At 72.5% G+C, this 22,104-nt stretch carries 21 protein-coding genes; 12 read left to right on the forward strand and 9 right to left on the reverse strand.

Annotated elements, in window-relative coordinates; genetic code table 11:
• Positions 1–208 precede the first annotated feature (208 nt).
• The gene (locus AB0C59_RS24505; protein ID WP_363008010.1) at positions 209–580 is read right to left on the reverse strand and encodes a BlaI/MecI/CopY family transcriptional regulator; all 372 of its coding nucleotides are present in this window, start codon (positions 578–580) and stop codon (positions 209–211) included.
• 111 nt (positions 581–691) lie between these two features.
• Between AB0C59_RS24505 and AB0C59_RS24510 the strand changes: the two genes are divergently transcribed.
• Both AB0C59_RS24510 and nadE read left to right on the forward strand, forming a co-directional pair.
• Positions 692–1,387 carry a phosphatase PAP2 family protein gene (locus AB0C59_RS24510; RefSeq protein ID WP_363008012.1) on the forward strand — a complete coding sequence of 232 codons (696 nt, stop codon included), beginning with the start codon at positions 692–694 and terminating at the stop codon, positions 1,385–1,387.
• Between the two features lie 78 nt (positions 1,388–1,465).
• Positions 1,466–2,296 carry an ammonia-dependent NAD(+) synthetase gene (nadE, locus tag AB0C59_RS24515; RefSeq protein WP_363008014.1) on the forward strand — a complete coding sequence of 277 codons (831 nt, stop codon included), beginning with the start codon at positions 1,466–1,468 and terminating at the stop codon, positions 2,294–2,296.
• A gap of 279 nt (positions 2,297–2,575) precedes the next feature.
• Here the strand turns inward: nadE and AB0C59_RS24520 are convergent, their stop codons facing one another.
• The gene (locus AB0C59_RS24520; protein ID WP_363008016.1) at positions 2,576–3,505 is read right to left on the reverse strand and encodes an aldo/keto reductase; all 930 of its coding nucleotides are present in this window, start codon (positions 3,503–3,505) and stop codon (positions 2,576–2,578) included.
• 99 nt (positions 3,506–3,604) lie between these two features.
• Complete coding sequence (locus tag AB0C59_RS24525; protein WP_363008018.1) at positions 3,605–4,954, reverse strand: PI-PLC domain-containing protein; 1,350 nt, start codon at positions 4,952–4,954, stop codon at positions 3,605–3,607.
• 429 nt (positions 4,955–5,383) lie between these two features.
• Here AB0C59_RS24525 and AB0C59_RS24530 point away from each other — a divergent pair, with 429 nt between their 5' ends.
• The 3 genes from AB0C59_RS24530 to AB0C59_RS24540 all read left to right on the forward strand — a co-directional run bounded on the left by AB0C59_RS24530 (position 5,384) and on the right by AB0C59_RS24540 (position 7,216).
• Positions 5,384–5,863 (forward strand): hypothetical protein, encoded by a 480-nt coding sequence (locus tag AB0C59_RS24530; protein ID WP_363008020.1) that lies wholly within the window; start codon positions 5,384–5,386, stop codon positions 5,861–5,863.
• Between the two features lie 43 nt (positions 5,864–5,906).
• Entirely contained in the window at positions 5,907–6,248 is a 342-nt protein-coding gene (locus tag AB0C59_RS24535) for a hypothetical protein (RefSeq protein WP_363008022.1), read from the forward strand.
• 311 nt (positions 6,249–6,559) lie between these two features.
• Entirely contained in the window at positions 6,560–7,216 is a 657-nt protein-coding gene (locus AB0C59_RS24540; RefSeq protein WP_363008024.1) for a hypothetical protein, read from the forward strand.
• An 832-nt stretch (positions 7,217–8,048) separates the two neighbouring features.
• Here the strand turns inward: AB0C59_RS24540 and AB0C59_RS24545 are convergent.
• The gene (locus tag AB0C59_RS24545; RefSeq protein WP_363008026.1) at positions 8,049–8,216 is read right to left on the reverse strand and encodes a hypothetical protein; all 168 of its coding nucleotides are present in this window, start codon (positions 8,214–8,216) and stop codon (positions 8,049–8,051) included.
• A 214-nt stretch (positions 8,217–8,430) separates the two neighbouring features.
• Here AB0C59_RS24545 and AB0C59_RS24550 point away from each other — a divergent pair, with 214 nt between their 5' ends.
• Together AB0C59_RS24550 and AB0C59_RS24555 are read left to right on the forward strand one after the other, a co-directional pair.
• Entirely contained in the window at positions 8,431–9,960 is a 1,530-nt protein-coding gene (locus tag AB0C59_RS24550) for an SDR family oxidoreductase (protein WP_363008028.1), read from the forward strand.
• A 72-nt stretch (positions 9,961–10,032) separates the two neighbouring features.
• Positions 10,033–11,409 carry a deoxyribodipyrimidine photo-lyase gene (locus tag AB0C59_RS24555; RefSeq protein ID WP_363008030.1) on the forward strand — a complete coding sequence of 459 codons (1,377 nt, stop codon included), beginning with the start codon at positions 10,033–10,035 and terminating at the stop codon, positions 11,407–11,409.
• A 36-nt stretch (positions 11,410–11,445) separates the two neighbouring features.
• On the opposite strand, the gene AB0C59_RS24560 is transcribed toward AB0C59_RS24555, so the two are convergent.
• Positions 11,446–12,411, reverse strand: coding sequence for a cobalamin B12-binding domain-containing protein (locus tag AB0C59_RS24560; RefSeq protein ID WP_363008059.1), 966 nt, complete (start codon positions 12,409–12,411; stop codon positions 11,446–11,448).
• Positions 12,412–12,640: 229 nt separating this feature from the next.
• Here AB0C59_RS24560 and AB0C59_RS24565 point away from each other — a divergent pair, with 229 nt between their 5' ends.
• From AB0C59_RS24565 to AB0C59_RS24575, 3 genes are all read left to right on the forward strand, one after another.
• Entirely contained in the window at positions 12,641–13,219 is a 579-nt protein-coding gene (locus AB0C59_RS24565) for a sigma-70 family RNA polymerase sigma factor (protein WP_363008033.1), read from the forward strand.
• Positions 13,220–13,396: 177 nt separating this feature from the next.
• Positions 13,397–14,398, forward strand: a complete 1,002-nt coding sequence (locus AB0C59_RS24570; protein WP_363008035.1) for a YihY/virulence factor BrkB family protein — start codon at positions 13,397–13,399, stop codon at positions 14,396–14,398.
• Between the two features lie 69 nt (positions 14,399–14,467).
• Positions 14,468–14,938: an SPW repeat protein gene (locus AB0C59_RS24575; RefSeq protein ID WP_363008037.1), complete on the forward strand. Its 471-nt coding sequence runs from the start codon at positions 14,468–14,470 to the stop codon at positions 14,936–14,938.
• A gap of 62 nt (positions 14,939–15,000) precedes the next feature.
• Here AB0C59_RS24575 and AB0C59_RS24580 read toward each other — a convergent pair whose 3' ends face one another.
• A complete protein-coding gene (locus AB0C59_RS24580; RefSeq protein WP_363008039.1) occupies positions 15,001–16,488 on the reverse strand; it encodes a hydrolase in 1,488 nt (495 codons plus the stop codon).
• A gap of 314 nt (positions 16,489–16,802) precedes the next feature.
• Between AB0C59_RS24580 and AB0C59_RS24585 the strand changes: the two genes are divergently transcribed.
• Positions 16,803–17,066: a GlsB/YeaQ/YmgE family stress response membrane protein gene (locus AB0C59_RS24585; protein WP_363008041.1), complete on the forward strand. Its 264-nt coding sequence runs from the start codon at positions 16,803–16,805 to the stop codon at positions 17,064–17,066.
• Positions 17,067–17,239: 173 nt separating this feature from the next.
• Here the strand turns inward: AB0C59_RS24585 and AB0C59_RS24590 are convergent, their stop codons facing one another.
• A complete protein-coding gene (locus tag AB0C59_RS24590; protein ID WP_363008043.1) occupies positions 17,240–18,103 on the reverse strand; it encodes a GNAT family N-acetyltransferase in 864 nt (287 codons plus the stop codon).
• Positions 18,104–18,296: 193 nt separating this feature from the next.
• The gene (locus AB0C59_RS24595; protein ID WP_363008045.1) at positions 18,297–18,995 is read right to left on the reverse strand and encodes a chaplin; all 699 of its coding nucleotides are present in this window, start codon (positions 18,993–18,995) and stop codon (positions 18,297–18,299) included.
• Between the two features lie 309 nt (positions 18,996–19,304).
• Between AB0C59_RS24595 and AB0C59_RS24600 the strand changes: the two genes are divergently transcribed.
• Positions 19,305–20,933, forward strand: coding sequence for an alpha/beta hydrolase (locus AB0C59_RS24600; protein ID WP_363008047.1), 1,629 nt, complete (start codon positions 19,305–19,307; stop codon positions 20,931–20,933).
• Between the two features lie 42 nt (positions 20,934–20,975).
• On the opposite strand, the gene AB0C59_RS24605 is transcribed toward AB0C59_RS24600, so the two are convergent.
• Positions 20,976–22,104 (reverse strand): asparagine synthase C-terminal domain-containing protein (locus tag AB0C59_RS24605; RefSeq protein ID WP_363008049.1); only part of this gene is annotated, 1,129 nt, incomplete at its 5' end.

The following is a 22,104-nucleotide window of genomic DNA, read 5'->3' on the forward strand; positions in this document are numbered from 1 at the left end:
CAGGGCCCCGGCCCGGCCGGGACGACGGCGAGCCGCGGTCGGGGCCGGTGTCCGGCGTCTCGGGAGGGCCACGGCGAGCGTGAACGGCCACGGCGGGACCACGGGTGGCGGCATCGCGGACGGGTGCGCCGCAACGGGTGCGTCGAGGGGGCTGCCGCACGCGAGGGGCGTCACGGACGGCGGGAGGGAGGCGCGGAAGGGGCGGAGGTCACCCCTCTTCGGGTTCCAGCAGGTCCCGCAGGACCCGCTCGTCGTCCTCGGTCAGCTGGGCCACGAAGCGGGCCAGCACCGTGCGCCGGTCGCTGTCGCGGTCGAGTTCGGTGTGCATGCGCCGGGCGGTGAGGCCGTGGGCGTCCTGGACGGGACGGTAGGCGTAGCCCCGGCCCTGACGGCTGCGGTCGACGACGCCCTTCTCGTGCAGCCGGGACAGGATGGTGGTCACCGTCGTCCGGGCGAGCCCCGCGCCGAGGCTCAGCTGCACCTGCCCGGGGGTCTGCGGGACGCCCGCGGCCCACAGGGCGGCCATGACGCTCGCCTCCAGTTCGCCCGCCGGACGGCGCTCGTCCTTCGCTTCGGCCATGGGAACCTTCCTCACCCCGCATTCGTCTACATCTCCGTAGACCGTCTACAGAATTGTAGTCTTCATGGACCCGGCCGTGACCGGTCCGTCCACCATTATGAGAGGAGCCCTATGACCAGGGGTGCGGCTTCGCGCACGGCGGCGGTGGTCGCGCTGGTGGCGTTCGTGCTGCTGACGGCGGCCGTGGCGGCACACGGCGGAGCGCCGGTGTACGGCGACGAGGCCCTGCTGCGCTGGTCCGTCGGCCATCGCCCGTCCACGGCCCTCGCGGCGGCCCGCGCGCTGACCGCCACGGGCACGGGGCTGGTCCCCTATCTGCTCGCGGTCCTGGCGGGCCTGCTGGCGGCGCGCTCATGGCGGGGGCGCGCCGGCGCGATCGCCACCTGCGTCGCCTGCCTCGCCCTGGGCCAGCTCGTGCGCTACGGCCTGATGTCCCTGATGGCGCGCCCCCGCCCGGCGACGGCGGACCGGGCCGTCGAGACCTGGGGCTCGTCGTTCCCCTCCGGGCACGCGACGACCGCGGCGATGGCCGCAGGCCTGGTCGTCCTGGCGGTCCTGGCGCGCGCGCCGCGCGGCGGGCCCTTCATCGTGGCCGCGGTCGTCGGCTGGGGCGCCCTGATCGGCCTCACCCGGGTGTACCTGGGAGTCCACTGGCTCTCCGACGTGATCGGTGGCTGGCTGCTGGCCGTGAGCTGGCTCGGCTTGTGGGCCTACGCCGCCCGCCGGCTGCCGCGCCCCCGCGAACCCGGCGGGGGGAAGCCGGGCCCGGCACACCGCGCACAGCACCACGACACGCCCACGGACTAAAGTGCTGGCGCACACGCAGGTACGCGTGCGGCCCGTTCGCGCCGCACGCCGACCGACCCACACGATCGAGGAGCAACCGTGACCGACCTGGCGTCCATATCCGTGCAGCAGGACATCGCCCGGGACCTCCAGGTGAGCACGTCCTTCGACGCGGAGCGGGAGATCGAGCGCCGGGTGGCCTTCCTCGCCCACCAGCTGACCTCGACCGGCCTGCGCTCGCTCGTGCTGGGCATCAGCGGCGGCGTGGACTCCACGACCACCGGCCGCCTGTGCCAGCTCGCGGTCGAGCGGGTGCGGGCGGAGGGCGGGCAGGCGACGTTCGTCGCGATGCGGCTGCCGTACGGCACCCAGGCCGACGAGAAGGACGCGCAGCTCGCGCTGGAGTTCATCCGGCCCGACCGGACGCTGACGGTGGACGTGCGGCCCGCCGCCGACGCCGCGCTGCTCGCCGTGGTCGACGCCGGCACCGCCTTCCGCGACGAGCACCACCGGGACTTCGTGCACGGCAACATCAAGGCCCGGCAGCGCATGATCGCCCAGTACGCGGTCGCGGGCGCGCAGGAAGGCCTGGTGGTGGGCACCGATCACGCCGCCGAGGCGGTCTCCGGCTTCTTCACCAAGTTCGGGGACGGCGCGGCGGACGTCGTGCCGCTCACCGGCCTCACCAAGCGGCGCGTGCGGGCCGTGGCACAGGCTCTCGGCGCACCGTCCGAGCTGGTCGGCAAGACCCCGACCGCGGATCTGGAGACCCTGGACCCGGGCAAGCCCGACGAGGACGCCCTCGGCGTGTCCTACGACGACATCGACGACTTCCTGGAGGGCAAGCCGGTCGGCGAGGCCGCCTTCTCCACCATCGCCGGGCGCTACCGGCTGACCGAGCACAAGCGGCAGCCGCCGATCGCGCCCTGACCGGTCCCGGTGCCGCGCCGGGCGACGTTCGCCCCCCGTCGCGGTGCCCGGCACGCTCCCCCGAGCTCCACGCGCAGGAGATCCCCCTCGCCGCGCCGGCCGAGAACCCGAGTACGACCCGTACGAGGGCTTCCGGCCGGGCGCGCCGGGAGCACCCACCGGGCACCGCTCCCCGACGGGCGAACCGTGCCTGCCGCGGCCCGGGGACGCGGTGCGAGACCGGGCCGGGGCCCGCGAGCGGACCCGGCTGCCCTCCTCTCACCGCCTGACGGCCTCCGCTCAGGCCGCGGGGGCCTGGGGTCGTGCGGCGGCGAGGCGCGTCAGGTCGTCCTGGGTGAGTCGCAGCTCGCCGGCGGCCACGTTCTCCCTCAGATGCTCCGGGTCGCCGGTGCCCGGGATGGCCAGCACCTGGGGTCCCAGCTGGAGCGTCCACGCCAGCCGGACCTGCGCGGGCGTGGCCCCGTGCGCCCGCGCGACGGCGGCGACCGCCTCGTCCACGCCGCCCTGGGCGGCCTCGGCCGCGCCGTGCTCGGCGCCCTGCCCGGCGAGAGCGAAGAAGGGTACGAACGCGATCCCCTGCTCGCCGCAGAGCCGCAGCAGTTCCTCGGTGCCCGGGTCGGGCGCGTGGAGTCCGTACTCGTTCTGCACGCACACCACCGGTGCGATCCGCTGCGCCTCGGCGAGGTGCCGGGGCTCGACGGCCGAGACGCCGAGGTGCCGGATCAGCCCGGCCTCCCGCAGTTCGGCGAGCGCGCCGAAGTGCTCCGCGATCGAGTCCCAGCTGCGGGCCCTGCGCAGATTGACCACGTCCAGGTGGTCCCGGCCCAGCTGGCGCAGGTTCTCCTCGACCTGTCCGCGTAGTTGGTCCGGCCGGGCCCAGGTGCCCCACTCGCCCGAGGGGTCGCGGTGCGGGCCGACCTTGGTGACGATGACCAGATCGTCCGGGTAGGGCCCGAGGGCGCTGTTGATCAGCTCGTTCGCGGAGCGCAGCGAGGAGAAGTAGAAGGCGGCCGTGTCGATGTGGTTGACGCCGAGCTCGACGGCCCGGCGCAGCACGGCGATCGATCGCGTACGGTCGCTCGGCCTGCCGAGGTGGAAGGCGGCGCTGCCCGTCAACCGCATCGCGCCGAAGCCGACGCGGTGGACGGGCAGGTCGCCGCCCAGGTTCCAGGTGCCCGCGGCTCTCGCGGTGATCATCGTCGAGGACATCAGCGGATGATGGCACATCAGGACCGCCGTGGCACAGGCGTCGCGCGGAACCGGGCACCCGGCGGGACGGGGACGGAACCTGACGGAGCCTGACGGAACCTAGGGGTAGGTGTAGGTGTTCAGGAGGTTCACGGCCGACGTCGGGTCGCCCAGGTCGTAGCGGTCGACCGCCAGGTAGTTGGGCTTCCTGCGGGCGGCGGGCTGGCAGAACCGCCGGGCCCGGTCGGCCAGTTTGGTGTTGTCGGTCTGCGCGGTGGGCGCGATGGTCACATCGCGGAAGTGGTTCATGACGAACAGCGGGTCGAAGCCGGGCTCGGTGCGGGTGAGGGGCACGCCGCCCCAGCGGCTCACGCAGGTCCAGTCGGAGGTGCCGATGCCGGACCCCATGGACCAGTAGTTCTCCACCGTCCAGTCCCGCTGGTACATCACCCCGAAGCTGTCGCGGGTGAGCCCGGCGGCCTCGTCCGCAGCCCGGTCGTGGTCGCTGAAGATCAGCAGCCGGTGGCCGGAGGCGATCATGTCGGCCACCTTCGGCCAGCCGTTCTGGCGCACCCCGGCCTGGTCGGGCCTGAAGAGCACGTCCTGCAGTCCGTTCACCCGGGTGATCTCGCCCCGCAGGACGCCCGGGTCGACGTAGTCCTCCAGGAAGACGGTGGCCACCTGGTCGGGGTGCGCCTTGAGGAAGGACACGATGCGCTGGAGGTCCACCCACAGGGCGACCGGCCTGCTGACCAGGAAGCAGCTGTCGTGGCAGAGGATCGCCCCGTCGGGGGTCTGATGGATGTCCAGCATGAACCCGCGTACACCGTCGGCGAGTTGCCGGTCGATACCGCGTGTCTGGTTGGGCACCAGGTTCACGAAGGGGGGTGCGAAGCCGCCGTCGACGCCGTTGGCGTACGCGTTGTGGGCGGTGAGGAAGGTGACCTGGTCCAGGGTGCGCCGGTCGGCGGAGGGCATGGGGCGCGTGGGCGGGTCGACCGGCGTCAGGTACCAGGAGGCGAGGTCGCCCGGGGAGCCGACGGCGAGTTGCGCCGGGGAACCGGCGCCCACGGTGAGATAGCGGTCGCCCGCCGGGTCCTTGAGCGTGTACCGGTCGTTTCCGACGGGTGCGATGTCCCAGACCGCGTCCGGGCTCGCGCAGGCGACGGTGCGGGCCTGGTCGCCCGAGCGGCCGAGGCAGCTGCCCGCGGTGTCCGCGTTCTCCAGGACGGAGGACGTCGCCGGGGACGGCGCGGGTCTCAGGTTCCACCGCTGGTGGTCCTCGTCGCCCTTGGGGCTGTGCTGTTCGACGGTTGCCCCGTTGGCGGCCGCGTCGAGGCCGGTGACGGCGCTCTGCACGTAGTAGCCGCCCGTGGTGGGGACCGCGGCGGCGGCGGTGACGGCCGGGGGCGCCGCGATCGCGGCGGCCAGCGCGGCGGCCGCGGCGATCAGGGCGTGGGGAGTGCGCATGTGGTGCCCCTTCGTTCGGCTTTTGGTCAGGGGCATGACATCACGGGCACCGGGTGGACGTCAGCAGTCGTGCGTGGCATACCAGGCCGGACTCTCCGGGTGGTCGCCCTTCGGGGTGAACGGGCTCAGGAGCCGGGAGCCGTCCACCGTGCGGCCGTTGACCCGGACGAGGGACAGATCGACGTAGCTGAAGGGCCCGCGACTTCGGAGGTCCGAGATGCGCGTTCGTTCCCGTACCGGCTGCGTGGTCCCCCGAACTGACGGTGCGCGTGGAGCCTGGTCGCTGCCGTAAAGCCTGCGCCTGGGTGACCTGACCTATATTCAGTTGACGACGTGCAATCAGCGATGAAACGCTGATACAGCGTCACAAATGGGGCGCTCGTACAACACCAACTCCTCTTGACCACGAGGAGAACAAAGGGGGAACACATGCTCCACAAAACTGCGGCCAAGGCAGGGCTTGCTGCTACTGCCGCCTTATCGGCTCTGCTGATCCCGGCAGCCGGTTCCGCGTCCGCCGCGTCCCCCGTCGGGGCTTCCGTCACCGCACGGGCCGACAGCTATGACACCACGTGCAGGAGTCACAGCCGCACCTATGTCCTGAAGAAATACTACCGTCGGGTACCCGTTGGCCCTCCCACCTTCTACACCCTGCGCTGTGGCACAAGCACGTGGGGATGGAAGCACATCAAGGCGCGGCACGGCTGGAACAGCACGATGGACCGGAAAATAAGCGCTGCCATCGGCAACGGGAGCCCCAACGGCCGCGGCGGTTACTCCACCTACCTCAATCAGTGCCCGCGAGTGGAGAAGTTCCGCACCATCATCGGTACCCCGGCTGGGAGCAACGACCTCCTGACGGCCTACAACGTCGACCAACCGGCCGCCGCCGGCGCAGCTCGCTGCTGACTACGGTGCCGGAGGGCGGGCCGAGGCGAAAGGGCGGATACCCATGGAGGAACAGACACCAGCCGAGCAGGCTCTGAGCCGTTCGTACGTCGCCGCTGACGGACTCCGGTTCGAGGTCATCAGAATGACGGTCGAGCATCATCCGGACCGCAGCGCGACGTTGAGGTACTGGCTGACTGTGCGCCGCCAAGACCAGCCGGATGAACGTTGGGTCGTCACCCTCCTCTGGGAGGACAAGTCCTGGGCGGATGTGCTCGGCTCACCCGCGCCCCCTCCCGACCGGCTGCTGCAGCTCGTGCACCTCGTCCACGCCCATCTGGAAGAGTGGTGGGACACGAAGGGACACAACCGGCAGTCAGCAAAGATGGGACGGCGGCTTACCTGACCCGTCCCGCCCACGCAGCACCGCTCTCCTTCTTCCTTCCGCCGAAGTCGCCTGCCCGGCGCTCTGCGGCTTCGAGGCCTCTACGGGCGGGCCACGTCATGGCTCGCCCGTAGAGGCGATGGCCGGGCTGCGGGGCAAGATCGGGCTGTTACTCGCTTCCAGGTGACGTCCCTGGCGGCAGAGGCCGCCGCAGGGGTGCCGCCCGGCCTGTGCAGTCCAGCGCCAACACGGACCCGGCGCCTTAAGGGCTGTCCCGCAACGTTGAGGTGGTCGGTTGAGAGACCGAGAGGTTCGCCGCTTATCGTCCTGTTGTGCAGTTGCCTCGGGATCCGTCGAACGCCGCCCACGTCCTGATGGCGGCGTTTCCGACCCGTCTTGCCCGTGACGTGCAGAGTGTCCTGGCGGTCATGCCAGAGGCCAGCTCCGCACCGATGACGCCCTTCGAGGTCGAGGTGCGGGGCGAGACCGTGGTCATCCCGTCGCGCATCTACAACGAGGAACCGGCCACCGGATTCGAGCGGGCCCTGTCCGGAACCCAGCAGATGATTCTGCACGGCCTGTACTCCCGGCACCACGATGGCCGGGTCCGCCAGCGGCACCTCGAGCAGATCACGGCGTCGGGTGAGCCGTGGGCGGTCCCGTTCGTGGTGCAGTTGGCTGGCGAGTACGTGCTGGAGATCATTGAGTCGATCGAACGGGGGCTGCCCGGGCTCGCGGAGCCGGGCTCGACCCAGCGCAAGCTCTACGGCGAGTTCATCGCTCGCAACCCGGCCTTCTTCGCACGCATTGAGCGGCGCGTGGTGAGCTACTGGTCGTGCTATTACCGCTGGAAGTACGGAGCGTTTGGGATGTATCCCGGATGCGTCCTCTTGGAGGCGTTCCGGGCCGCTGTCGTGGAGCAGGTGGGCGCGCAGTGGCCGAGGCACACGCCGCCCCCACTGGCGGACGCGAGTGGGAGACCTGCGTGAGCAGTTTATGATCATCCTGCCCCCGCCCCGTGCGCGGTACGCCCTCCGCTATCGGGCTTTGCCCCAAGGCCGTCCTCACCCTCCATTTGACCGGCTCGGAGTGAAGGGCTCAGAGTGAAGATGGAAAGGCTCAGCCCCAACTCCTCCTCCCCGTCCATGACCGCAAGTCGGCGCGAAGCCGGCGTCATCTGGTTCTCCGCGATTTGCGTATCGCGATCGCGACGCCTGCCCCGGCGATAATTCCAAGGACGACCAGGATTCCGAGTGGAAATTTCGGCATCGCGAGGTGAGCCAGATAGATGCCGCTCACGCCAGCAATGGCAGCGACAAGGGATCCGATACGGTCCGGTTTACGATCTGGTGAGCGCATTCGTGTCGTCTTTTCAGCCCCATCGGTAACTGCCCATTCCGGCTGCGCAGCCGGAGCCGCCGGTGACCCCGGCCAAGCCCCAGTCGACTGACCCAGCCCGGAAACCATATGTGATGACCGGCCCAGCTCCGGCTCAGCCCCACCACGCGGATTGCGCAGCACACGGCCGCCCCAGCCCACAACACCGTCATAGGCTCGACGCACCTTGAGGACTGTGGGCGCAACCGAGGTGTCGCCGCGCAGGTTGGCGAACTACACGTCACGCGCCCACCCGGGACGGCAGGGCCCGGCCGCGGGCCCGCGGGGCTCTGTCTCCACCGGTCCGGGGCCGGACGCCGACGGCAGGGCCCGGCGGCCGACCCGCGCGGCCCTGTCCCTGCCGGTCCGGGGCCGGAGGCGGGCGTCATGCTGCCCCTCCCGGCGCCCTGAACGGCCGGGCGGCGCACCGGATGTGACCGCTGGTCAGTCGCCCTCGCGGGCCGGGACCACCACCAGGAACGCGTCCGACTTCAGGTCCATGACGACCTTGGCGGGCTCTCCCTCGGCGCGGCGCGCCGCCGCGTACTCCTCAGCCGGCCACGACCCGCGGGGAGACCCCGCGGGAAACTGCTCCAACACCTTCGCACCCATGGCGGAACACACCTCCATCGTCCGTGGACGGACTCGCCCGAACGACCGCTTTCGTGGGAATCCGGTTGCCCCCGCTCGACGCGAACATGTCGTACGGGGGCGACCTGACTCCGGGCGCCACCCCGCCAGGTGGCGTAGGGATGCATCCGCGGCGGCCCCCGGCGGGGAAGAGGTTCACGAGGGCGGCATACACGGCACGGGAGGAACGGGACCGATGAACGGCGACGAGGCACGACCGGGGCCGCTGTGCCTGGTGACCGGGGCGACGGGCTACATCGGCGGCCGGCTCGTCCCGGAGCTGCTCGACGCGGGCTTCCGGGTGCGCTGCCTGGTCCGCTCGCCGAGCCGGCTGCGTGACCATCCCTGGGCACGTGAGGTCGAGGTGGCGGCCGCCGACGTCTGCGACGCCGACTCGGTGGACCGGGCGATGGAGGGCGTCGACATCGCCTACTACCTGGTGCACTCCCTCGGCACGGGCAGGGACTTCGAGAAGACCGACCGCGAGGCCGCGCGTGTCTTCGGCGGCCGGGCCCGGGCGGCGGGCGTGCGCCGCATCGTCTACCTCGGCGGGCTCACCCCCCAGGGCGTCCCGGAGCGGGAGCTGTCCCCGCATCTGCGCTCGCGCACCGAGGTCGGGCGCATCCTGCTGGGCTCCGGGGTCCCCACCACCGTGCTGCGGGCCGCCGTCATCATCGGCTCGGGGTCGGCCTCCTTCGAGATGCTGCGCTACCTCACCGAACGCCTGCCCGTCATGGTCACCCCGAGCTGGGTGCACACCCGGATCCAGCCCATCGCGGTGCGGGACGTGCTGCGGGTGCTCGTCGGCAGCGCGACGATGCCCGAGGAGGTGAACCGCGCCTTCGACATCGGCGGACCCGACGTGCTGACCTACCGCGACATGATGATCCGCTATGCGGCGGTCGCGGACCTTCCGCCCCGGGTCATCCTCTCCGTGCCGGTCCTCACCCCCGGCCTGTCCAGCCTCTGGGTGGGCCTGGTGACGCCTGTGCCGAGGTCCATCGCCCGACCGCTCACCGAGTCCCTGCGCCACGAGGTCGTCTGCCACGAGCACGGCATCGAGGAGTACGTGCCCTCGCCCGCCGGGCATCCCGTCCCGTTCGACGAGGCGGTGCGCCTCGCGCTGCGGCGGGTGCGGGAGGCCCGGGTGACGACACGCTGGTCCTCGGCCTCGCTGCCCGGCGCGCCCAGCGATCCGCTGCCCACCGACCCGGGCTGGGCCGGCGGCAGCCTCTACAGCGACCGGCGCCAAATCCTGGTCGACGCGCCGCGCGAGGCCCTGTGGCGGGTGATCGAGGGCATCGGCGGCGACAACGGCTGGTACTCCCTGCCCCTGGCCTGGGCGGCGCGCGGCTGGCTGGACCGGCTGGCCGGCGGGGTCGGGCTGCGCCGGGGCCGGCGCGACGCGCAACGGCTGCGGGTCGGCGACTCGCTGGACTTCTGGCGGGTGGAGGAGATCGAGCCCGGGCATCTGCTGCGGCTGCGGGCCGAGATGCGGCTGCCCGGGCTCGCCTGGCTGGAGATGTACGCCGAGGGGAACGGCGACGGCGCTTCGCGCTACCGGCAGCGTGCCCTGTTCCATCCGCACGGGCTGCTCGGGCACGCCTACTGGTGGAGCGTGTCCCCGTTCCACGCCGCCGTGTTCGGGGGCATGGCCCGCAACATCGCCCGCGCAGCCGCCCGGTACGAGAGCGCCCGCCAGGAGGAGCACCGGACGGCGCGCTGACGTCCGCATCCGCCGGGGGCCGCCGTACGGAAGCAGTCCACAGTCCACCGTCCGCGTACCCGGAGCACCGCCATGAACGTCTCGGTCGTCCTGTTCACCGCCGATCTGCGCCTGTACGACCACCCCGCGCTGCGGGCGGCCCTGGACGGCTCGGAGCAGGTGGTGCCCCTGTTCGTACGGGACCCGGCCGTGGACGCCCTCGGGTTCGCCGCCCCCAACCGGCTGGCGTTCCTCGCCGACTGCCTGGAGGACCTCGACCGCGGTCTGCGCGCCCGCGGCGGCCGTCTCGTCGTCCGCTCGGGCGACGTCGTCGACGAGGTGTGCCGGGTGGTGGCCGAGGCGGACGCGGACGAGGTGCACATGGCGGCCGACGTCAGCGCCTACGCCCACCGGCGCGAGGCGCTGCTGCGGCGCGCCCTGGAGGAGCGGGGCCGCCGGCTGCACGTCCACGACACGGTGACCGGCGTCGTGCCGCCGGGCGCGGTGACCCCGGCGGCCCGGGACCACTTCGCCGTCTTCACCCCGTACTTCGGGCACTGGTCCCGGCAGCACCCCCGCGACGTCCTCGGCGCGCCGCGCGTCGTCCGGGTACCGGAGGCGGTCGGCTCGCAGGGGCTTGGCTCGCGCCGCGAGCTGACGGGGCTGTCGCCGGGGCTCGCGCGCGGCGGGGAGCGGGAGGGCAGGGAGCGGCTCACCGCCTGGCTGCGCGACGGCGTCGCCGGCTACGAGGACCGCCACGACGACCTCGCGGGCGACGCCACCTCCCGGCTCTCGCCGCACCTGCACTTCGGCACCCTCTCCCCCGTCGAACTCGTCCACCGGGCGCGGCGTGCGGGCGGCCCGGGCGCCGACGCCTTCGTACGGCAGCTGGCCTGGCGCGACTTCCACCGCCAGGTCCTGGCTGCGCGACCGGACGCGTCCGGCACCGACTACCGCACCCGGCACGACCACTGGCGGTCCCCGCGCGAGGCGCGGAGCGACATCGAGGCGTGGAAGCAGGGCCGGACGGGCTACCCCGTGGTCGACGCCGCGATGCGGCAGCTGCTCCACGAGGGCTGGATGCACAACCGGGGCCGGCTGCTGGTCGCGAGCTTCCTGACCAAGACCCTGTACGTCGACTGGCGCGTCGGCGCCCGCCACTTCCTCGACCTGCTGGTGGACGGCGACGTGGCCAACAACCAGCTGAACTGGCAGTGGACCGCCGGAACCGGCACCGACACCCGCCCGAACCGGGTCCTCAACCCCCTCGCGCAGGCCAGGCGGTTCGACCCCGACGGCGCGTACGTGCACCGCTGGGTGCCCGAGCTCGCCGGGCTGGACGCGCCCGCCGTGCACGAGCCGTGGAGGCTGCGCGGTGCGCGGCGGGCCGCCTACGACGCCTATCCGGACCCGGTCGTGGACCTCTCCGAGGGGCTCGCACGGTTCAAGCGGGCCCGCGGGCGCGCCTGACGCGCCCGCGCTGTCCGCACCCCGGGAGCGGCCGGGTCACCTCGGGGCCGGCGGCTGGGTGAGGCGGCCCTCGTGCCCGGCGGTGAGCACGGCCAGGGCCTCCGGCAGCCCGGTCGGGCGCACGAAGCCCTCCAGCGGGCACCCCGCCCAGCCGGGACCGCCGAGCACCACCAGGGGCCGGCGCCGTGCGCCCTTGAGCCCCCACTCCGCCGCCGCCATGTGCCGGGCCAGCGGCACGCTCGCCGTCCCGCGCGCCTGGGCCCACAGGACCAGGGCCGTCGGGCCCAAGCGCCGTACCGCCGCGACGAGCGCCTCGGCGGGGACCGACGCGCCGAACATGCGGGTGGGCACGCCCTGTTCGCACAGCCCGGCGTTGAGCGCCTCCAGCGGCAGGGTGTGCTCCTCGCCCGGGGCGCAGGCCAGCACGACCGGACCCGCGCCCGGGCCGGTGAACGGCGCGGGCGGCGGGGTGCGGCGCCGCAGCGCCGTGGAGACATGCCAGGACAGCAGGTGCTCGACCTCGACATAGCGGTCCTGGGACGAGGCCCATCGGCGGCCCACGGCGTGCAGGGTGGGCACCATGACCTCCTGCCAGGCGACGGTCAGCCCGTGCCGGGTGAGGGCGGACGCCAACTGCTCGTCCACGGCCGCGGAGTCCAGCCGTACGGCCGCCCGGGCCAGGCCCCGGCACTCCCGCCGGACGTCGCCGAGCGGGAGGGCGCCCGCGGCCCGCGAACGGGGACCCGGTACGGGCGGATCGTGGTCCGCCTCCTGCGGCGCGCCGTCCTGCGGCCGCTCCCGTGCGGCGCGCGCCGCCTCCGCGGGCGGCACGCCGGCCGAGGTGAGCCGGCACATCGCCTCCAGCATCGCCACGTCCCCCGGCGTCCAGCGGCGGTGCCGTCCCTCGGACCGGACGGCGGGCCCCAGACCGTAACGGCGGTCCCAGGAGCGCAGCGTGGTGGGTGAGACCCCGAGCCGGCGGGCGAGCGCACCGGTCGTCATCGACGGGTCCGTCTCCCTGCCGAGGGGGCCGGTCCCGTCGCCGTCGTGGACGCTGTCGGGAACGCTGTCGGATGCGCGCATACCACGACTGTACGACGCAGAATCGATGCGAGTTGTCCTCACGCACGGCGGGCGCGGACCATGGCAGCACACCGGGGCGTGTCGGCGCGCCTCGGTGCCACAGCACGGTCCGGCCGCCGCCGGCCGCGCGAGGTGAGGAGCCGTCGTGATGCCCGTTTCCGCTGGTCCCGCCGGTGCGGAGCGCCTCACCGACGAGGAGGTGGCCCTGGGCCTGAGGGCAGGTGACGAGGCCTGCCTCACCGAGGCCTACCGCCGGTGGTCGTCCCTGGTGCACACGCTGGCCTGGCGCGCCCTGGGGGACGCCAGGGAGGCCGAGGACGTCACCCAGCAGGTGTTCCTCGGGGTGTGGCGGGGCCGGGGCGGCTACCGGCCGGACCGCGGCACGCTTCCCGGGTGGATCGTCGGCATCGCCCGGCGCAAGAGCGCCGACGCCCTGTCGGCGCGGACACGCCGGGGTGAGCTGGTCGACTGCGTGGCATCGGCACTCGAAGCGGCCGAGCCGCCCGGCACGCGCCCCGAGGCGGTCCTGGACCGGGTGGTCGTACGCCGTGAGCTGACCCGGCTGCCCGCGCCGCAGAGGCGGGTGCTGTGCCTGGCGTTCTACGAGGATCTGACGCAGACCCAGATCGCGGCGCGCACCGGCTGGCCGCTCGGGACGGTCAAGAGCCACGCCCGCAGGGGGCTGCTCCGGCTGCGCCTCACCCTCGCGCAGGAGGTCTCCTGCTGAGGGCCGCCCGGGTGACACGGCGGCCCTCCACGAGGCCTTTCCCCGCCCGGTGAGGGAATGCGGTGGAGGGAGAGCGCCGCTTCGCCCGGGACCGGACGCGCACTCGGCGGACGCCGGCGGCGGCACGCACAGCGGCACGACGGCCACGCGCGGCGTGGCACGGAAGGAAGGACAGGCGTGGAAGGACACGCTTCGCTGCCTCGCAGGAGGCGGCCATGGCTTCGGCGGGTCGGCGCGCCGTCCGGTATCCGTACACCCAGGAGCGTCGCGCACGCGTTCGCCCAGGCCCGCCCCTCGGGACGGACCCTGTGGCAGGCGCTCCGGCGCACCCCGGTGGCCCTGTGGCGGGACGACGTCTCGGACTGGGCCGCCGCGCTGACGTACTACGCGATCCTCGCCCTGCTGCCCATGCTGGTGATGACCCTGTCGCTGATCGGCGCGATCAGCCCCCAGCTCATGGACGCGCTGATCGCGCAGGTCACGGCGTGGGCCCCCGCGGAGGCGGGCACCGCCCTGCACACCACGCTGCTCCGGCTGGCCGGTGAGCGGTCCGCGGCGGTCACGGTGGCCGTGGGCGGCGGCGCGAGCGCGCTGTGGTCGGCGTGCAGTTACCTCGCCGTCTTCCGCCGAGCCCTGCACGACCAGCACGACGTGGCCGACACCCGGCCCGCCCTGCGCAAGGCGCACCGCATCCTGCTCACGGCGGTGACCCTGCTGGCCCTGTGGTTCTGCAGCGCGCTGCTGCTGGTCCTCGGCGGCCCCTCGGCCCGGACGCTCGGCCGGTGGGCCGGCCTGGGCGGGGCGGGCTCGGCGGCGTGGGACCTGCTGCGCTGGCCCGCTCTGGTGACGCTGGTGGCGTTCCTGGTGCTCATCCTCTTCAGGACCGGGCCGCCCCAGGCGCGGGTGCTGCGCCACGCGGTGCCGGGCGGAGTGCTCGCCGCCGCGATGTGGCTGGCCGCCACCGTCTCCTTCACGGCCTACGCGTCCGGACTGGGCACCTACAGCAAGCTCTACGGATCCCTGGCGGGAGTGGTCGTCTTCCTCGTGTGGCTGTGGATGACCCATCTGTCCCTGCTGGCGGGTGCGCAGTTCACGGCCGAACTGGCGCGCGCGAGGCGCACGTCGGTCGCGCCCTCACCCGTCCGGACTACACATAAAGAAGAAATAAGAGCAGAATGACAGGTATGCGGACATCACCGCACACCGCACGAGAAGCGGTCGGACCTGCCCAGTCGAAGGAGACGAGTCATGGCTGACCTCTCGCACCCCAGAGGTGAGACCAGAGGCGACACGAGAGGTGACATAGCCAGTCACCCCGATGTCCACGAGATGCGGGCACGCTACGCCCGCATGCTCGGTACCCGTGACGTGGCGCTCGTGGACGGACCGGTGTTCCTGCTCGGTCTGTACTGCGCGGTGTCCCCGTGGATACTCCACTACACGGCGAGCCAGCCGGCGCTCGCGCGACACAACCTCATCATGGGGATCGCGATCGGCCTGCTGGCCCTCGGATTCACCATCATGCCGGAGCGGATGTACGGCCTGAGCTGGGCCATGTGCGCGCTGGGCGCGTGGATGATCATCTCCCCGTGGATCGTCGGCACCGGCCCGGACGCGGGAGTCGTGATCAACAACATCGTCATCGGCGCTCTCGCCGTGCTCCTGGGCGCGATGTGCGCGGGGGTGGCGATGAAGATGAACAGCCGCACGCGCACCTAGGACGCGCGCGGCGGCGGGCGGGGGCCGGTCCGCGGTCGCGGACCGGCCCCCGCCCTCGCGCGTCAGCTCACGTCGAGAGCCGTGTCGTCGAGGACGAACGACGTCTGGAGGGTGGATCCCTCGGTGCCGGTGAACTTGAGGGTGACGGTCTGCCCGGCGTAGCTCGCGAGGTTGAAGCTGTGCTGGGCGTAGCCGCTCGCGGCGTTCAGGTTCGAGTACGTCGCCAGGGTGCCCAGAACGGTCCCGGAACTGTTGAGGACCTGGACCTTCAGGGTGTCGTAGGCCTTGCTGGTGCTGGTCTCGTCCGTGTCGACGTGCAGATAGAAGCTCAGTGCGGCGTTGGTGCAGCCGGACGGCACGGTCACCGACTGGGACAGGGTGTCGGTGTGCGGGGAGCCGTAGCCGTCGAGCCAGGCGTAGGAGGAGCCCGTGCGGGGCGACTCGTCGGTGGAGTCGGTGATGACACCGCTGCCGGCGCTCCAGGCGCCGGACCCCGACTCGAAGCCGTTGTCGGCGAGAAGCTGGGCGGAGGAGCAGGTACCGGTGCCGCCGCCTCCCGTGCCGCCGCCCCCGGTCCCGCCGCCTCCCGTGCCGCCACTTCCGCTCGCTCCGGAGAGCCAGTCGGTGGCGTTGAGGGCGAGGGCGGCGTTGGTGGCGCCCGGGTCGTTCCAGCCGTCGTACAGGGTGTTCCCGGACTGGCCGGTGCCGTCGTCGATGGGCGAGCTGTCGCCCCAGAACGCGACACGGCCGCTGCCGAAGGTGCTGGTCAGGAAGAACGCGCCGGAGTTGCCCGAGGAGCCGGAGCGGTAGAGGAGCCCCTTGACCGCCGGGTTGTCGGAGGGCTTCAGCGTGGCGGTCGTGCCGTTCGCTATGAGGCTCTTGGTGACGGTGCCGAAGGCCCCGTGCAGCACCGGATCGCCGCTGTCGTTGATGGCGGCCGGGTAGCCGGAGGCGATGTTCAGCGAGTCGATCGAGAAGCCGAACGGGTCGCTGGAGTCGACGCTGTTGTCGGTCATCAGATCGTTGAGGATCTTGACCGCGTCGGAGCCGTCGTTGTCACGGTCCGAGCCGGTGTGATCGGAGATCATGAACAGGCCGCCGCCGTTCTTGACGAAGTTCATGATGGCCGTCTTCTCGGCCGTCGTGAACAGCTTGTTCGGCTCCGGCAGGACCAGCGTGTCGAAGTTCTTGAGGTCGGTGGAGGAGGAGCCTCCGTAGCCGAGGCTGGAGCCCGCGGGCAGCGTCTTGAGGCTGTAGCCCCCCGACTTCTGCAGCGCGACGCCCCAGGACGAGAGAGCGCCGGTCCAGTCCTTGTCGGAGGACGGGGAGGGGTTCTCTCCGAGGGGGTCGGGCTGGCTGGTGGAGACGATCCAGTCCGCGTTGCCGGCGGTCTCCGCGTGCGCGTTGTCGAACAGCACGCGATGTGTCGTGGTGGCGGCGTGCGCGGGCGTCGCGTCCGTGGCCGACTGGACCGCCGCGGCGGTCGTGAGCAGTCCGAGCAGGGCGAGGAGCGCGGTTGTTCGGGGGCGGGATCTCGTGGGGTTGAGCATCCGGCGGACCTCCGTGCGGGGTTGGGGAAGGAGCGATGCGGGTGCGGGAGTCTCGCGCGGGGCCGCTGGTGTGGTCTGCGCGCGTAGACATGCGATGCGTCAGGGCATGGTCCCTGCACGTTGGGGAATTTCGTGCGCCGACCGCCCGACGATCGGTTGAACCGTACATGGCAAGTTCGGGTCCGGACAGACGCATCCCCCGCGGCGGCGCGAGGATTGACCTCGCGTTGACCTGGGGTTGAGACGGAACAGACTGTCACCGCGCCGGGCGGGCATAGAGACTAGTGCAGTGGCCTTCACATGAAGGGGCGGAGATGGAGATCTCTAGCGTCATCAGCGCCATCGTCATCGGACTCGTCATCGGCATCCTGGGACGGCTCGTCATCCCGGGACGGCAGCACATCGGCATCGTGTGGACGATCGTCGTCGGCATCGTGGCGGCGTTCATCGGCTCGGCCATCGCCTCGGCACTCGGGGTGGCCGACACCAAGGGGATCGACTGGATCGAGTGGTTGATCCAGATCGGGCTGGCGGCGGTGGGCGTCGCTGCGCTGGACCGAGCACAGGCACGGAGGTAGGGGCGAGGGCCCCGCGCGGTTCCCCGCGCCCCCATCAGGGGCGCGGGGAACCGACGACCAGGACCGAACGCGCGCGAAGCGCGCCACGAAGGGGCGCGGGGAACCGCGCGACCAGCCATCGCCGGCCCGCGGCCGACCGACCACCCGGGCCCACCCACCCCGGCGGCCAGCCGTCAGCCCAGTTCCAGCGTCGTGACCCCGTACACCCGCCCCTCGGCGTAGGACCTGACCGGCCCCGTGTACATGCGTGCCGTCTCGAAGGACGGCGCGAGGCCATGCCGCTCGGCCAGAGCGACAGCCGCTCCGTTCGGCTCGGGGACGTCCAGGGACACCGTCCGCCCCACAGCCACCCCCGCCAGCGCGGCGAACAACGCGTCGGCGTCCTGCGCCGTGTCCGCGAACAGCGGTCCCATCCGCAGCCCGTCGCGGGCCGGGCGGATCACGCCGTAGCCGGTGAGCCGGTCGCCGGTGTCACGCCCGGCACGCACGAACACCCGGTGCCCGGGCGCGGTGAGCCAGTGCTCCAGGAAGCGCGGCCGCTCGGCGGGGCAGCACGCGCTGTCGTACGCCACGACCGCGTCGAAGTCCGCCTTGTCGGCGGCCCGCACCCCGTCCGCGATCAGGGTGTCGGGCGCGGTCCCGGCGAACCGCACGGTGCGGTGGGCGAGTTCGAATCCGGACCGGCGGTAGTTGTCCTGCTGGGCGACGACCCCGTCGAGACCGATGGTGCGGCCCCCGGCGTGCGCGAGCGCCGTCCGCCAGGTGGCCGAACCGAGGCCGCGACCGCGCAGGTCCGGGCGTACGAGGTAGCAGCCGAGGAAGGCGTAGTGGGCACCGTAGTTGACGAGGGAGATCGCCGAGACGGGTTCTCCGGCGATCCGGCCGATGAAGAAGCCCTCGGGGTCCTGGGCGAAGAAGGCCGGGCCGTCGGACAGCCCCGGATTCCAGCCCTCGTCCGCCGCCCAGCCGCTGATCACCGGCCAGTCGTCGAGGCCGGCCCGGGTGACGGCGAGGTCGTGGGGACCCGCAGAGGTCATCGTCGTGCTCCATTCCGTGGGGGGGGGTGAGCGAGCGCGATGGTCGGCCCGCGCCTGAGCATCCTTCCCCAACTCCGGTGCCCACACCATGCGATGATCAGCCGTTACGCCTCATCCAGGCCATGGCGCGCCGGGCTCCGTCTGCCGTTCGTCCGACGGAGCCCTGCTCGACGCGCGGGGAGCCGCGGTCGGCTCAGTGCGCCGATCCGGCCCGGAACCGGCGGTACAGCACGGCGCCGCCGAGCACGAGGACCGCGCTGCCCGCGAGCGCGGGCATCGTCGCGTCCGCGCCCGTGTGCGCGAGGGTCGCCGCGTCCCCGCTCTGGGCCTGGTCCCGGGTGCCCTGCTCAGGAGTGGACGCCACCGGCCCGGCGGCGGGCCGGGTGACGGTGCGGTGGGTGCTCGACGCGTTCGTGGAGGTGTTGCCGCTCGCCGGGTTGCCGATCCCCACCACGTCCACCGAGTTGCCGGAGACGTTCACCGGGACGTCGACGGGCAGCTTCACGTTGTTGCCGCTGAGCAGCCCCGGGGAGCCGGTCGCGTCGCCGCCCGCGAACGCCCCTCCCCCGTCCTCGGCCATGGCCACGGCCCGGTGGTGTCGCGGAAGGGCCATGTGCCGGGCACCGGCCAGCTGCCGGCCACCCGCCTCGTTCCGCGGCCCGACCACGCCGCCGCCCTGGTTCGCGCAGGCGTTGCCCGAGGCCCCGTTCAGCAGGCCCAGGACGTTCACCGTGTTACCGCACACGTTGACCGGTACGTGGACCGGGATCTGCACCGTGTTGCCCGAGACCACACCGGGGGACCCGGCCGCGGTGCCGTTCGCGGCGGAGTCCGCGTGTGCCGGCAGCGCCACGGACAGCGCCGCACCCGAGGCGGCGGCTGCGGCGATCAAACTGTTTCGGGTAACCCGATTCATCGGTTCCCTGCCTTCCAGACATCGTCTGCGAGCACTCGCCCGCACCCCGTAAAACGCGGGTGAGCCATCCGAGTTATGGCCTTTTCGTCTTTCACCCCATCGAGTGGCACCCGGTGCGACCTGCCGAGAGGCGCCCCGAGGCCCGCGCGCGACCGGCGCGACCACCCCGTCGCCGGCGGCGTGGCGCACGGGCGCGTCCCGTCCGCAGGCGCGTTCGGGCGGGCCCGCCTATCGTGATCGCAAGGCCGTCGCCGGATCCGCTGCCGGTGCGCCCCCGGAGGCACCATGCTGTCCACGCGCACCCGCCCCGTGTCCGTCACCGTGGCGGGCACGACCGCCGTGCTGGCCCTGCTGACAGCCGCTCTGCCCGCGACGGCCGAGACCGGCCGCGGCCCCGACCTGTCCCGCTTCTACCGCCAGAGGATCGCCTGGAGTTCCTGCCCGGACGAGGGCGCCCCCAAGGACCTCCAGTGCGGAAAGGTGACGGTGCCCCTGGACTACGCGAGGCCCGGCGGCGGGACGCTGGAACTGGCGATGGCGCGCTACCGGGCAACGGGCCGCTCCCGGGGCTCCGTGCTGCTGAACTTCGGCGGCCCGGGCGGTGCGGGTGTGCCGGAACTGGCCGCGGGCGGCAAGGACTTCATGGACCTGACGAACGGCTACGACGTGGTCACCTTCGATCCGCGCGGCGTCGGCCGGTCCTCCCCCGTCACCTGCGGTCAGGAGTCGGCGGGAAGCACCGACGCGACGGGCTCCCCCGCCGACGAGACCGACCCCAAGGCCGTCCTCGGGCAGGTACGCGCGTTGGCCGAGCAGTGCGCGCAGCACTCGGGTCCGGTCCTCGCGCACATAGGCACGGTCGACGCCGCCCGCGACCTGGACGTCATGCGCGAGGCCCTCGGCGACCGCAAGCTGAACTACCTCGGCTTCTCCTACGGCACCCGGCTGGGCGCGGTGTACGCGGCGCGGTTCCCGGGGAAGGTGGGCCGGGTGGTCCTCGACGGCGTGGACACCCTCACCGAACCACTGTCCACGCAAGGCATCGAGGGCGCGCAGGCGCAGCAGACCGCGCTGGACGACTTCCTCACCTGGTGCGTGCGGAACATGATCTGCCCCTTCGGACGGGACGCCCGCTCTGCCCGCGAGGAGGTCGTACGGCTCATCGACACCCTCGACCGCGATCCGGTGCCGACGACGGCGGGACCGGCGTTCTCGGGTCAGGACCTGGTCGGGGCGATCGGGCAGGCGCTGTTCAGCAAGCAGCTGTGGCCCCTGCTGGAGCAGGGGTTGTCCCAGCTGATGCAGCAGGGCGACCCCACGGGGATCATCGGGGCCTTCGGCTCGGGCATGTCCTTCCCCTTCGGTCACCTCCCCGGCGACGCCGGCCCCCGCGCCCGCAGCGCGCCCTCGGCGCCCCCGCGCGAGAACGGCGCCCTCGTGGCCCCCGAGGACGTTCCCCTCGACAACCTGCCCGCCGCGTTGATGGCGATCAACTGCGCGGACGACCCGGACCGCCCGGACGCCGCCCGGATCACCCGGGACCTCGGCCATCTGCGCGAGGCGTACACGCAGGCTTCCCCCGTCTTCGGGCGCTACCGGCTCACCGAGATGCTGATGTGCTACGGACGCCCCAAGGGCACCGACTTCATCCGGCGCAAGGTGAAGAACGTGCACACCCCGAGGATGCTGCTCGTCGGCACGCGGGGGGACCCCGCGACCCCGTACCGCTGGACCATGGACACCGCAGGGCGACTCGGCTCCTCGGCGGTGGTCCTCGACAACAGGGACGAGGGCCACACCGGGTACTCGTCCTCCAGGTGCGTCCACGACAAGGTCGACTCCTTCCTGCTGGACGGCTCGCTGCCCGCCAACGGCAGTTCGTGCGGTCCGGACGGGACGGACGGGCCGGACTGAGGCCGTGGCGGCGGCGCGGCGGGCACCGGAGGCACGCGGCCGTCAGGTGAGTGAGACGTCCGGCTTGTACAGGTCCAGCCACAGCGTCAGGTCGAGCGTGCGTTCGAGGCCGTGGCGGGCCGCCTGCGTGGCCTGCGGGGTGTCCCGGTAGGCGGCCTGGTGGACCTTCTCCCGGTCCAGCAGGTCGAACACCGGGTGGGAGGGGCGGGCCAGGATGTCCTTGACGTGGTCCTGGATGGCGACGGCGTACTGCGGGTCCTGCGTCGACGGATAGGGGCTCTTGACGCGGTCGTACACCGAGCGCGGGATCAGGTCGGCGCTCGCCTCCCTGAGCAGGCTCTTCTCCCTGCCGTCGAACGACTTCAGCGACCAGGGGGCGTTGTAGACGTACTCGACCAGCCGGTGGTCGCAGAACGGCACCCGCACCTCCAGCCCGACGGCCATGCTCGCCCGGTCCTTGCGGTCCAGGAGCACCCGCACGAACCGGGTCAGGTGCAGATGGCAGATCGTGCGCATCCGGAACTCGAAGTCGCTCTCCCCGTCGAGCCGGTGGACGCCCTTGACGGCATCGCGGTAGCTGTCGGCGATGTAGCCCTTCAGGTCCAGGGCCTCGCTCAGTGCCGGGCGCACGACATCGGCGTCGCTGCCGAAGGTGTCGTCCATGCGCACCAGCCAGGGAAACGTGTCGCCGCGTCGGGCGTCCTCGTCGAAGAACTGGAGGTAGCCGCCGAACACCTCGTCGGCCGACTCCCCGGACAGCGCCACCGTGGAGTGCTCGCGGATGGCGCGGAAGAGGAGGTAGAGCGAGACGTCCATCTCCCCGAAGCCCACCGGCAGGTCGCGTGCCCGGATCATCTTCGCCCGGACGTCGAGGTCGGCGAGGGCCGCGACGTCGAGGACGATGTCCTGGTGCTGGGTGCCGCACGCTCGGGCCACGTCGTGGACGAACGGGGCGTCGGGGGTGGCGCGCAGCTCGTCGGCGACGAAGTGCTCCTCGTGGCCGACGAAGTCCACGGCGAAGCTGCGCACCTTCTCACCGTGCTCGGCGAGTTGACGGGCGGCGAGGGCGGTCATCGCGGAGGAGTCCAGGCCGCCCGACAGGAGCGTGCAGCGGGGGACGTCGGCGACGAGTTGGCGGCGCACGATGTCGTCGAGGAGGGAGCGGACGGTG

Source organism: Streptomyces sp. NPDC048664, from assembly GCF_040650555.1.
GTDB lineage: Bacteria > Actinomycetota > Actinomycetes > Streptomycetales > Streptomycetaceae > Streptomyces.

Excerpts from the sequence above, each read along its gene's own strand:
- AB0C59_RS24580 (WP_363008039.1), bottom strand. The coding sequence starts at position 16,488 with ATGCTCAACCCCACGAGATCCCGCCCCCGAACAACCGCGCTCCTCGCC.
- AB0C59_RS24510 (WP_363008012.1), top strand. The coding sequence starts at position 692 with ATGACCAGGGGTGCGGCTTCGCGCACGGCGGCGGTGGTCGCGCTGGTG.
- AB0C59_RS24550 (WP_363008028.1), top strand. The coding sequence starts at position 8,431 with ATGAACGGCGACGAGGCACGACCGGGGCCGCTGTGCCTGGTGACCGGG.
- AB0C59_RS24505 (WP_363008010.1), bottom strand. The coding sequence starts at position 580 with ATGGCCGAAGCGAAGGACGAGCGCCGTCCGGCGGGCGAACTGGAGGCG.
- AB0C59_RS24530 (WP_363008020.1), top strand. The coding sequence starts at position 5,384 with ATGCTCCACAAAACTGCGGCCAAGGCAGGGCTTGCTGCTACTGCCGCC.
- AB0C59_RS24555 (WP_363008030.1), top strand. The coding sequence starts at position 10,033 with ATGAACGTCTCGGTCGTCCTGTTCACCGCCGATCTGCGCCTGTACGAC.
- AB0C59_RS24525 (WP_363008018.1), bottom strand. The coding sequence starts at position 4,954 with ATGCGCACTCCCCACGCCCTGATCGCCGCGGCCGCCGCGCTGGCCGCC.
- AB0C59_RS24535 (WP_363008022.1), top strand. The coding sequence starts at position 5,907 with ATGGAGGAACAGACACCAGCCGAGCAGGCTCTGAGCCGTTCGTACGTC.
- AB0C59_RS24545 (WP_363008026.1), bottom strand. The coding sequence starts at position 8,216 with ATGGGTGCGAAGGTGTTGGAGCAGTTTCCCGCGGGGTCTCCCCGCGGG.
- AB0C59_RS24560 (WP_363008059.1), bottom strand. The coding sequence starts at position 12,411 with ATGACGACCGGTGCGCTCGCCCGCCGGCTCGGGGTCTCACCCACCACG.
- AB0C59_RS24520 (WP_363008016.1), bottom strand. The coding sequence starts at position 3,505 with ATGTCCTCGACGATGATCACCGCGAGAGCCGCGGGCACCTGGAACCTG.
- AB0C59_RS24585 (WP_363008041.1), top strand. The coding sequence starts at position 16,803 with ATGGAGATCTCTAGCGTCATCAGCGCCATCGTCATCGGACTCGTCATC.
- AB0C59_RS24565 (WP_363008033.1), top strand. The coding sequence starts at position 12,641 with ATGCCCGTTTCCGCTGGTCCCGCCGGTGCGGAGCGCCTCACCGACGAG.
- AB0C59_RS24575 (WP_363008037.1), top strand. The coding sequence starts at position 14,468 with ATGGCTGACCTCTCGCACCCCAGAGGTGAGACCAGAGGCGACACGAGA.
- AB0C59_RS24600 (WP_363008047.1), top strand. The coding sequence starts at position 19,305 with ATGCTGTCCACGCGCACCCGCCCCGTGTCCGTCACCGTGGCGGGCACG.
- AB0C59_RS24590 (WP_363008043.1), bottom strand. The coding sequence starts at position 18,103 with ATGACCTCTGCGGGTCCCCACGACCTCGCCGTCACCCGGGCCGGCCTC.